Annotated in this window: 5 protein-coding genes, 1 tRNA gene and 2 rRNA genes; 4 read left to right on the forward strand and 4 right to left on the reverse strand. The window is 55.2% G+C overall.

Annotated features, from left to right (window positions below; all coding sequences use genetic code 11):
• Window positions 1–335 precede the first annotated feature (335 nt).
• Window positions 336–2,135 (reverse strand): PAS domain S-box protein, encoded by a 1,800-nt coding sequence (locus C444_RS16730; RefSeq protein WP_004594204.1) that lies wholly within the window; start codon window positions 2,133–2,135, stop codon window positions 336–338.
• Window positions 2,136–2,464: 329 nt separating this feature from the next.
• Here C444_RS16730 and C444_RS16735 point away from each other — a divergent pair, with 329 nt between their 5' ends.
• From C444_RS16735 to C444_RS16750, 4 genes are all read left to right on the forward strand, one after another.
• On the forward strand, window positions 2,465–4,525 hold the full coding sequence (locus C444_RS16735; RefSeq protein WP_004594205.1) for a PD-(D/E)XK nuclease family protein: 2,061 nt from the start codon (window positions 2,465–2,467) through the stop codon (window positions 4,523–4,525).
• Window positions 4,522–5,427 (forward strand): RecB family exonuclease, encoded by a 906-nt coding sequence (locus C444_RS16740; RefSeq protein WP_004594206.1) that lies wholly within the window; start codon window positions 4,522–4,524, stop codon window positions 5,425–5,427. Before C444_RS16735 ends, C444_RS16740 begins: the two co-directional genes overlap by 4 nt.
• Window positions 5,424–8,882, forward strand: a complete 3,459-nt coding sequence (locus C444_RS16745) for an ATP-dependent helicase (RefSeq protein ID WP_004594207.1) — start codon at window positions 5,424–5,426, stop codon at window positions 8,880–8,882. The genes C444_RS16740 and C444_RS16745 overlap by 4 nt, the downstream gene beginning before the upstream one ends.
• Before the next feature lie 110 nt (window positions 8,883–8,992).
• Window positions 8,993–9,322, forward strand: coding sequence for a hypothetical protein (locus tag C444_RS16750; protein ID WP_004594208.1), 330 nt, complete (start codon window positions 8,993–8,995; stop codon window positions 9,320–9,322).
• 153 nt (window positions 9,323–9,475) lie between these two features.
• Here C444_RS16750 and C444_RS16755 read toward each other — a convergent pair.
• From C444_RS16755 to C444_RS22575, 3 genes are all read right to left on the reverse strand, one after another.
• Window positions 9,476–9,551, reverse strand: a tRNA-Cys gene (locus tag C444_RS16755).
• Between the two features lie 390 nt (window positions 9,552–9,941).
• Window positions 9,942–10,064 (reverse strand): 5S ribosomal RNA (rrf, locus tag C444_RS16760).
• A gap of 134 nt (window positions 10,065–10,198) precedes the next feature.
• Window positions 10,199–12,107: ribosomal RNA gene (locus C444_RS22575) — 23S ribosomal RNA — on the reverse strand; the annotation flags it as partial.

Below are 12,107 nucleotides of genomic sequence, written 5' to 3' on the forward strand. Positions count from 1 at the left end.
TCCCGGTTCTGAGTGAGTGGCGTACTGTTCACTCATCCGTCATAGCACCTTGAAAACGAGAAGAGACTGACCATTATACAACTAATTCCCTCGGGTCGGTATGAAAGTTCGCCTGAATTTGCTTGCCTTGTGGGTGTTATAGAGCTCTCGCCAAGAAGTTACTTCCCCGGGCGAGTTGCGTGTGTCCCGGTTGGATAGGTGTTCGTACTGAACAGCGATTCTATCTAAGTCAGACGGTGAGAATTAGCTTCAACAGGGAGAGGGACTCCAGTGAGTACAGACGCTGAGTTCACCAGTCATCTACGTCGTTCTCCATACGGTATTTTTGTTAATGCTTATTCTCGTGTCATAATCTCGAACCGGACACCGCCGAGTTTCTCACTCTCGCTAATTTCGATACGCCAGTCGTGGGCTAAGACTATTTGTCGCACGCTTGCCATCCCCATCCCAGTACCACCGTTGTGATCCTTCGTGGTGAACCCTTGTTCAAATACTTGCTCTTGGATTTCCTCTGGAATCCCAGGGCCATTATCCTCTAAGTAAATTCCACCATCGAATGAGCCAACAGTGACCGCCACTGGTGACTCGCCGTGTTCTAACGAGTTCCCAAGAAGATTATCGAACATCCGCCGAACTGCTTCTTCATTCCCGTATACTGTCGGTTCCCCGTCAACTTCGAGTGATTCCGTGTCACTGTGTCGGTCCAGTGATTCCCACGTCGCCTGAGCCAACGAACCGATGTCAATTTCTTGCTGTTCGCCGACGATCGTTCCCGATTCCAGTGCGTCGGCAACGTCATCGATCAACTGGCCCATCCGATCCAACGATGGAAGTGCTTCTTCAACATGTTCAACGTCGTCGGTTTCGATCGCTAGTTGCAGCCGCCCTCGAACGGTCTGTAGGGGATTCTGCATATCGTGTGAGAGCACGCCCGCAAGCAATCCGAACTCTTCTAACAGTTCTCGACGTGCCGTCACGTCTTCCTGAAACCCAACGAAGTGTTCTACCTCACCATCATCGTCAGTCAGAGGCGCGACTGTGACACGGTTCCAGAATAACTCCCCTTCCTCTCGATAGTTCCGCAGCTCTACACTCACCGGTTCTTCGGCCTCAATAGCACTGGCAAGCTCAGCGATCGGTTCGTCACGTGTCGCCTCACCCTGTAGGAATCGACAGTTACGACCGAGAACAGACTCTCTGGAATACCCAGTCAGTTCGGTGAAACTGTCGTTCACATAGACGATCGGGTTATCTGGTTGCTGTGGGTCCGTAATCGTGATCCCGATCGGAGTTTGGTCCATTGCGCGTTCTTTGAGAGATAATTCGTTCCGGACGACCTCTGCATCATCAATCTCGGAAACAGTACAGATCAACGTCTCCTCATCAGTGTAGGCTAACCGATGATCGACGGTGACTGTCTCACCATCCTTTCGGACGTAATCTGTTTTTCCAACCCATTCATCATCTTTTGCCTGGGGTAACATCACCTCGCGTACGTGGGCCAGTTCCTCTTCCGGATATAGTGTACCCCAGTGCTGTCCGAGCAGTTCCGTCCGCTCATAACCGACGATCTCGGCGTATGCCTTATTAGCATACATAAATTCGCCATTCGTATCGAGGAAACTGATCCCGTCATGGGCTGTCTCGATGGCACGAAATCCTCGCGTGACCTGTGTTTCTGCGCGCCGTCGAGCGACTGCCTGCTCGATGCGGTTTGCAAGCACCTCGTATTGTTCCGTTCCGCCAGCTTTCTGCAGGTATTCCGTGACGCCGGCCGAAATTGCTTCGCTGGCGATCTCTTCACTTCCTTTCCCAGTAAACAGAATAAATGGTAGATCTGGTGCGTCTTCGCGGATAGCTTCCAAGACATCTAACCCGTTCATTTCAGGCATATCATAATCACAAACGATACAATCTACGTCTTCCTCGCAGGCAAGTTCGACAGCTTTGGCCGGCGTCGTTTCCGATTGGACATCGAAGAACTCGCGCTCGCGCTCTAAAAACGTCGAAACTAGGTTCGCAAAGCTCTCGTCGTCTTCGATATGGAGAATTGTCACACCGCCATCGACATCTGAGAGGAGAGCACCCTCGTCAAGACTGCCGTCAAATCCAGAATACTCTTGGTACGAGGCCATAGTCTACAAAAAGGAATATATGTGTGTTAAATATTTCCACAGAGATGATCTCTGATTGTGCCGTCTCTGATGCTGTGTCGGTATCTAGTGGAAGTTCGACACTAAATATTGTGCCGGTTAGGTCGTTGTCTTCGACCCAGACGGTACCCTCATACTGATTTGTGAGAGTGTGACGTTCAGGCGAGTATTTACGGCCCTTCGGTTTGGAAGTGAAAACCAATTCCAAAAATAGAGTGATCATCCCAGTAAGACACTGCGAGATAAGGATGTCGTCACTAACGGCAGCGGTGTCTTATCGGGGTCACATAGCTCGTACGTGGATACTAGATATGACAGGCCATCTATCTCGCCGGGAGCTTGACGGGACGGTTGTCACAACGCCGTTCGGTGCTGGAAACGTCCGACGAACGACTCGAAACGAATACGAGAAGCTTCTCGATAAGTGCGATTCAGAGGATGTACTCGTTTTCACAGGTGCCCCGACGAGTACGGATGCGTTCCGTGACACGTTAGACGAGGTCCTTCCTGGTGCAGCAACACCGTATGTGACATCGCCCGTTGTACACGCGACGGATGTTCTCAACCAGACGGACGATCGAGTGATCCTTTCAGACGCGTTGCGACGTGAACTCCTGCATCGATTCCTCACCGGTTACGAATGGGAGACAGAATACCTACGGCGGGCGTCGGAACAATCCTCGTTCATCGAAGACGTAGATCGAGTGATGGGCACGATTTCGTGGCAGGATATTTCTCCCGACGAGACGCCTGAACTCCGGGAAATTACCACGGCACTTGAAGGGTTCCACAATTGGCTCGCTGAACACGATCACATAGAGCGGGGGCAACTCATATCAGAAGCTCTCGCTGTCCTCACGGGCGATGACTACGACGACATCGCCGATATTGACGCGGTGCTTGCAGTCGAATTTGAGGAATTCTTCCCGCTCGACCGAGCATATCTTGACGCGCTCACAGCGGACTGTGAGCTTGTCTGTATCGCTGAGGATGACGCAAGTGTCCGTAGAACCTGGGTGGAGACAGGTCCAGTCACGGACTATGTCTCGTTCAGTGAATCTCAGCGCGCGTCCGGCGTCCAGCCATCAACTCGCCCGGCCGCCACGGCTGCGTACTTCGCGGAAGAAACTGTCGTGAACGACCCGGATACCGGATCAGTCTCCGTACTTGCTGCGGACTCCGGTGGCGACCAACTTGCTGCAATTGCGAACGAGATTGAAGAACTCGTCGAGCAAGAGGGCTGGAACTACGCTGACATCGCAGTCGCTACCAAACAAAGCGGGAGTACCGTTACAGACACCATCGAAGCGTTCGAACGTAGTGGAATCCCAACAGAGTCGGCTACTATTACTGGATTTGGCGACGATCCCGCGATTAGGGAGCTGCTTGCTGTTACTCGCCACTTGGCCGCTGACGAGGACGATGACATACCTGATCGCGGACCAGCACTCGATACGGATCGCTTAGCTCGTGTTGGCGAGATGGATCAATTGGAAGACGCGGTACGGTGGTGGGCAACTGATTCCGGGCTGAAAGAACGAATCGCGGAGCGGGCGACACCGCTCGATGCACGGTCACAGTTCGGGAACGTTCGCCGTGCGTTTCGAATGGCTGCGTTCCTGGATGATACTGCGTTCCTCGATGCGACGTGGAAATCATACGAAAAGATGCTGGAACGGGCCCACGAGTACGCATCCCAGCAGAATCAGACCAGCGCAACAGATCTCGATGGCGGCGTCAGAGTCGACCACTTACAAGCGATCAAGAACACCTCGTTCAAGGCGGTGTTCCTGATTAACCTCACAGACAGTGAGTACCCTGGAGATCCCTTCCTCACACGACTCTTTCCAACTGAGCGCGTTGCATCGATGCCGGACTACCCGGGCGTAACGGATCTCAGCGATACGGATGTTGACCAGACCTTCCCAACGGACTCGACAGCGTCGAGCAGGCCGTTCGTACGGTACCACGCGGAGCACGCACGGCGATGCTTGGCGGTAGGTGCTGGAGCAGCAACAGAGCGCTTGTACTGCTGTCTCTACGAGTACGAAGATACCGCGCTCGAAGAGCGTGCTCAGGCGTCGCGGTTCCTGACGGCAGCGTATGCAGATCTCCCCTGGGTGACGGACGCCGCTGATTCACAGATCACGAGCGAGCAAGCAGCTGAAGAGTTCCTGCTGTCACGGGTTGATAACGCACTCGCGGATGTTCGCCGGGCGAACAGCCAAGACGTGACAATCTCACTCGACGAGGTTGAAGCGGAACTCGGTGAGATTCAAGAGTTGCTTGACAAAAGCGGGATGCGAGGCGAAGAACTGCGGAAAGCGTTGCGGGCGCGTGTCGAATTCGCTAATGGAGAGGTGCGGCGATGAGCGACAATTCGCTTTCGCCGTCTCGCTTGGCGACGTATGCAGCGTGTCCGCGACAATACGAGTACAGCTACCCGCAGGACATCAACACGCCAGATCGAACCGAGCTTTATCTCAACCAGGGAAAGATCTACCACGAAACCATCGAGGCCGTGTGCGATGCGACCGTTCGTGGTGAGGACGCAGAGGCGATTCACGCCCGGGCAATGCGTATCTTCGACGAGAAGTGGGACGAGCACAGTAACCCGGACGATTACGAATCAGTTGCGCACCGCGAGTACCAGCGAGTCGAGAATCAGGCAGCTATCGATGCGTTCTTCGCTCCGGATGGTGGCGATGGGATAGACCACGCACGTCGCTCAGTCGCAACGGAGTGCTGGGTAGAGTGTGACCGCGATGGGAGAGGGCTTCACGGGAAGGCTGATAACGTTATTCGAACCGATGATGGTCTCCACATCATCGATTACAAGCGAAATACACGCGGGGTGATTTCCTCAGGAACAGCAGAGTATTTGGCTGACCATCTTGACGGCGACGCACACGAACCGAAGCGTGTTCGGAACGCCTTCCAGACGGCGACGTACATTGAGGGCGTGAAGAACGAACCGTTCTACGAGGACGGGATGGAAGTGCGGTTCAGTTTCTACGGAGTACTCAACAGCACATCATTCGAGAGCACCCCTTCAGGATACAACGTGTCCGTACGTGGGTATCCGCGCGAAACAACCGAGATCTACGAGGAGTACCACGAGACGATCTGGGCACTCATCCAGGCTGCACACGACGGCATCACGAGCGAGATGTACGACCCGGAACCGTTCTCTGTCATCAGCGAGGAAGCGTGCCCGGATTGCGAGTATCGGGAAATGTGTTCTGACCGGCTCTCCACCGAGGTGAAACGATGAGCGGCGACGATACCGAGTACCCATCGTGGTTCCCTGTTCCGGAAGACGAGTTGTCTCCGGAACCACAGCAGGGAGAGATCATCGACGCAGATGAGTATCCGATGCGGGTGCTTGCCGGGGCAGGGACGGGAAAGACGTTCACGATGGTTCGGAAGGTCGAGCACCTCATCGACGAAGAGGATGTGTCTCCGGACCGGATTCTCGCGTTGACATTCACCAATAACGCGGCAGATTCGATGCGGGAGAAGCTCAACGCGAAGCTCGGCACAGCAGGGTACGACATCGACGCGTACACGTACCACTCGATCTGTAACGAGATTCTCTCCGATTACGCCTACACTGCAGGACTTGACCCAGACTTCGACATCGCTACGGACGCCGAAAAGTACGCCATCGTTCTGGATGTCCTCGACGAGATCGAGTACCGGTCTGTCAAGCCTAATGTGTACGGTGGCGACGGGTATGCATCGGGCGCTGCCTCGAAGCTTCTCAACTTCATCGGATCGATGAAACGCAGCGGCATCACACCCGATAACATCGACGCGTTCCTCGGCCCGGCCGACCGCATATACGATCTTGCCGACCTACCAGAACGAATCGAGAACATTGCCAGTGACCACCTTGGTGGTCGCTCTGTCTCAAACGTCTTGGGTGGGCTTCCAGAGACACGGGAAGAGCTCGTCGAGGAACGGGATGCGTTAGGGACGGCCGGCATCGAAGCCAGCACACGCGACTTCCTTGATCGTCTCATTGAGCTCTGCGACGCGCTTGAAGACGCGTTCGAAGCATATGAGGCGGGGGAACGAGACCTTCCAGATAACGCGTACAAACTGCCGAAATACCTACTCGGCGGATACAGTAGCGCACCGAAAGGCATCCCGAACGATCTTGATCTCGAACTCACAGACCATCTCGACTCGTTTGTCTCAGATTGCCTCACGGCCCGTGACCTGGCTGCAGGCTACGCCGCGTACGAGCGTGAGCTCGACGAGCGAAACCTCATCGACTTCGATGGGTTAGTCGTGAAGACTGCGGAGTTGATGGACTCGCCAGTCGGTGACGAGATTGCCGCCCGGTGGGACTACGTATTCTGCGACGAGTTCCAAGACACGGATCGCCTGCAGTTCGATCTCGTCACGTCACTTGTCACTGACGACAACCTGTTCGTCGTCGGTGACGACGATCAAGCGATATACGAGTGGCGGGGCGCACACGTCGCCAACATCACAGAGGAACTCGACAACGCGTTTGCGGCACTCACAGACAAACCCCTAGAAGAGAACTTCCGCTCACGACAGCCGATCCTCGATTTGGCGAATGAAGCCATCACGAAGCTTGACCACCGTGAACAGCATAAGACGCTCACCCGCGTTGACGAACCGAATTATGATGGCGACACGGTTGCTACCGTTGAGTTACCTGACGAAGACGACGACAGAGACGGAGCAACCCAGCTTCGGACCGTCGTCCAGAATCTGTTAACCGGCGCGGTAGATAGCCTTGACAACGCATACGACCCAGGAGACATTGCACTCCTTGTTCGGAAAAACAAACACGCTACCCCCGTCATCGACGAGTTCGAAGACGCTGGGATTCCATACCAGGTCGCCGGTGATCTTGCCACAGAATCAATTGGCGTCGGCACGGTGACGGCCTACCTCAAGGCTCTCGCTCGACCCGAAGACGAGGTGAGCTGGAATCGTGTCCTGCTGATGCGGTACCGACTCTGCGATGCGGATCTCCGCACACTCAACGAGGGCGACACGCCACTCGTCGACGCTCTCCGTGAAACCCCGCCCGGTGAGTTTGAGGAGCCAGATCGCGTTGCAGAAGCCCGCGAACACGTCAACAAGCTCCTCGACATCAAAGAATCTGCATCCCTCAGCCACCTGTACCGTGAACTGAAGAGCTGTACGAATATCGAATGGTACCTCAGCGAGCAAGAACGACGCGACCTCGCACAACTCGACAATGTCATCGAACAGTACGGCGACAGCGCCGTCCAACCCCCACTCACACCTGAGTTTATCGAGTCGCTCGAACACTATGACTCGCTGTTCGATGAGAGTGGATCCACGCCGACAAGCCAGCCGGACATTGCCGATGATGCGGTCAACGTGATGACCGTCCACAAGAGCAAAGGACTCGATTTCCCAGTCGTTCTCATCCCGCAGGTCACCGCCGATGAGTGGGCTCCGAGTTCACGCGCGTACGATGCTCTCGAAACAGGGCTATCGGACGGCCCGACTACAGTGTTTGCTGAAGATTACGTCGCACGCGATGCCCGAGAAACCAGACGCGTGTTCCACGTCGGAATCACACGCGCTGAAGATATTCTCGTCTTACAAGGTGGTCACGAGGGAGACGACGATACTGACGACGGCATTCACCCGATTCCGAGCGTAGTCGACGAGATATTGCCACCACGGATCCCGTGGCAACCACAACGTGGGCAGCTTCCCATCTGGAGTGATGCACGGGAATGCTTACCAGATGGGTCAGCGGACTGGACCGACACGCTCGCGCGGGAGACCGTCGGTGAGGTCGGCGGGACCATTGTCCACGACGGTGACACGCTTGCAGTAGAAACCGCACGCAGCCGGATGCTGGAACTCGCAACAGCATCGCTCAACAGTCACCTTACAACAGAGGGAGAACGCTCACGGCTTCAGATCGAGTCACTGACCGGGCCATCTACCCCGTCTCCGTCGCTGACTCACAGCTATACATCCTTGGCAGCCTATGAGGAATGTCCACGCAGTCACTACCTCGACTACGTCGTCAACGCATTCCAGGACTATCGAGAATCGACGAGTAGTAGCGGGAGTGGTGTGTCCCAGCGCGCGATCGGATTGCTCTTCCACGACACTGCGGAGCAGGCAGCCAGCAAGGAAATACAACGCCGTGAGGAGTGGTACGAAATCTGCGAACGGCTCGCCAGTCAACGTCGAGACGAAGATGCCCTTCCAGTTGCGAAAGAGTGTATTGATCGGTACTTCGAGTTAGATCTCTCCGAGTACGAGGTCGTTGACGCAGAGCGAGAGTTCGAACTCAACATCGACGGACACGAACTCACCGGGTTTATCGATGCAGTCTATCGGACGCCGGATGACGAGCTGATGGTCATCGATTACAAGGCGACCGAACGGCACCGAGACCTACAGGATGACAAGCAGCTCCCCATCTATCTATTAGCCTGTCGAGATCTCTATGAAGAACCAATCAGACGCGCTGGATACGCGTATGTGGGGGGTATCGGACCGAAAGTGGAGTCACGAGCGTTCAGTGAGGACGAGCTGGAAGGTGTCGAAGACGAGGTGGTAGGAGCAATGAATCAGATCACAGAGTTTTCGTTCACCCAGTATATCGCTGATGACCACTGCCAATGGTGTCAGCATAATCAGCTTCCCTGTGCTTCGGACTCGTTCACTGTCGGCCCTGGATTCGAAGAGTAAGACTCGAATCACCGCACTACCGCCCTTTAGAACGACGAACTCCTGCTTAACCTCGACTAACAGTAGAGTAGAGCTGAGGGTTGATTAGTGAGGACTGCCAAACTCCACCTATGGCGAAACGGTTCGTGCGCGCCCGTCCGGGGAATCGTCTGGCAGAACTCCGCAAACGGCTCGACAGTGGCGAGATTGAAGCAATGAATCCGTTCGGTCGCGCAATGACGCGCGCGCTTGAGAAAGCTCGATTCGACCCAGAGACGGGGGAAGCCGTCTGGATTGAAGAGGACTACTGCTCTCCCCCGCTTGCAATGGAACGCACGGAAGTACTCGACGACTACTTCGAGGAGATCACCGTCGTCGAGGAAGACGTAGACGAGACTGTCGGATGGCAGCGGATCGATAATCTGCCCGGGCTATGGGAGCAGGTACTCGACGAAGCCTAGCTAAAGATCACGCTCCGACAAAACCCCGGGTTTAGTGCACGTTGACGATTGTCCTGATGTTACCGATGAAGTTTATCAGATACTATAGAGGTACTGGTGAAAATCCAGATCGCCCAAGGGATAGTCGTATTGGGCTTTAGGGTTTAGTGTTAGAGCCAAGGGCCGGATTTGAACCGGCGATGGGCGGCTCTGCAGGCCGCTGCGTTAGGCCAGACTCTGCCACCTTGGCGCGAATAGAGGTAGTCAACTCGGTCGTTTAAGCGTAGCGAATTCGATTAGCCACCACTCTCTGACTGGTCCAGTTCATCGCTCCGTCGACTGAGGTAGTGCTGTAGGTTGACGGTTGTGCTCGTCCGAAGAACCAAACGACTCGCGTTAGCAAGTAGTGCAACCCACGGTTCGGAAGCAACTGCATACAGGAACCTACATCGTCGAGCTCCGCTCGGACTATCTTGAGAGACACAGGTGCGTTATCGTCAAGAAGTGCTGTGAATGCGTCCAATTCGACTTTACGAGTCATACGAGCTCTCGATCCAGCCGCGTAGCTCTCGATTTGTATAAATAGAGAAAGCCCACTTGGGAGAGAAGTCTCTCCTGAGTGGGCTGTGAAAGGTATGAATGGTGGCGGCGAACCGGATTTCCCAGAGGCTCGCGCACTCCAGTACTCCCCGGAACGCTGGTGGGCTTATCTTCCGTGTTCGGGATGGGTACGGGAGGCAACCCCACCGCTGTGGCCGCCTAACGTCGAGTCGTGGAATCGAACCACGAGGATACCAGTCTCGATTGGTCTCCACCGTGTCATTACGTGCGATCCAGTTTGCGCCTGGACTCGTTCAGCGACGAGTTAAATCGTCGGTGAATGAGTCACAGTGCGTATGAATGATGGCTTTGGTCTGTTAGTGCTCGTGGGCTTAACGTCTCGTTACCTCGACGCGCACACCCCGAGTCTATCGACCGCGTCTTGTACGCGGGACCTCAGCGGTGTCTCTTTTCCAAGTGGGTTTCGAGCTTAGATGCGTTCAGCTCTTACCCCGTGTGGCGTGGCTACCCGGCACGTGCTCTCTCGAACAACCGGTACACCAGTGGCCACCAACCGTAGTTCCTCTCGTACTATACGGTCGTTCTTGTCAGACACCATTACACACCCAGTAGATAGCAGCCGACCTGTCTCACGACGGTCTAAACCCAGCTCACGACCTCCTTTAATAGGCGAACAACCTCACCCTTGCCCGCTTCTGCACGGGCAGGATGGAGGGAACCGACATCGAGGTAGCAAGCCACTCGGTCGATATGTGCTCTTGCGAGTGACGACTCTGTTATCCCTAGGGTAGCTTTTCTGTCATCAATTGCCCGCATCAAGCAGGCTAATTGGTTCGCTAGACCACGCTTTCGCGTCAGCGTTCCTCGTTGGGAAGAACACTGTCAAGCTATCTTTTGCTCTTGCACTCTTCGCCGGGTCTCTGTCCCGGCTGAGATAGCCATAGGGCGCGCTCGATATCTTTTCGAGCGCGTACCGCCCCAGTCAAACTGCCCGGCTATCGGTGTCCTCCTCCCGGAGTGAGAGTCGCAGTCACCGACGGGTAGTATTTCACTGTTGACTCGGTGGCCCGCTAGCGCGGGTACCTGTGTAATGTCTCCTACCTATGCTGCACATCGGCGACCACGTCTCAGCGACAGCCTGCAGTAAAGCTCCATAGGGTCTTCGCTTCCCCCTGGGTGTCTCCAGACTCCGCACTGGAATGTACAGTTCACCGGGCCCAACGTTGGGACAGTGAAGCTCTGGTTAATCCATTCATGCAAGCCGCTACTGATGCGGCAAGGTACTACGCTACCTTAAGAGGGTCATAGTTACCCCCGCCGTTGACAGGTCCTTCGTCCTCTTGTACGAGGTGTTCAGATACCTGCACTGGGCAGGATTCAGTGACCGTACGAGTCCTTGCGGATTTGCGGTCACCTATGTTGTTACTAGACAGTCCGAGCTTCCGAGTCACTGCGACCTGCTCCGTTCCGGAGCAGGCATCCCTTCTTCCGAAGGTACGGGACTAACTTGCCGAATTCCCTAACGTTGGTTGCTCCCGACAGGCCTTGGCTTTCGCCGCCATGGACACCTGTGTCGGTTCTCGGTACGGACACTATGCTCGTCTTTTCATGGGCCCCAGGTTGAATCACGTTTCCCTATACCGCCGTTCGTCCGCTTCCTGCCATTACGGCTTCCACGGAGTTGGACGGTTCGACCGGGCGAATGCCCGGCGTGATCGACCCCAGGGCGTCAACTTTCACTGCATAGTGGCACGGGAATATTAACCCGTTTCCCATTTCGTCATAGTCGAGTTGCGGTATGACTTAGGACCGGCTAACCCTCAGCTGATCAGCAGTGCTGAGGAACCCTTATCCATTAGGCCGTCGGGGTTCTCACCCGACTATCGCTGCTACTATGGCCAGGATTTTCGTCACTAATCGGTCCACAGGAGCTCTCGCCCCCGCTTCCATCCAATTAGAGCGCCAATCTACTCGATTGCCCTGTAACGGGCACGGACAGGTCTCGGTGGTGGATTTGAGTCCCGATCATTTTGGGCGCCTCAAACCTCGGCCGGTAAGCTGTTACGCTTTTCTTAGAGGGTAGCTGCTTCTAAGCTCACCTCCCGGCTGTCTAGGGCTCGAGACCACCTTCAGAGGATTACACTTAATCCACACTTGGGGACCTTAACCTATCTCTGGGTTGTTCCCCTCCTGGTACACAGGCTTACCCCGCGCACCGGAATCCCCGCGTCAAACAGCGTCTGTA

It is taken from the genome of Haloarcula japonica DSM 6131, assembly GCF_000336635.1.
Lineage (GTDB): Archaea > Halobacteriota > Halobacteria > Halobacteriales > Haloarculaceae > Haloarcula > Haloarcula japonica.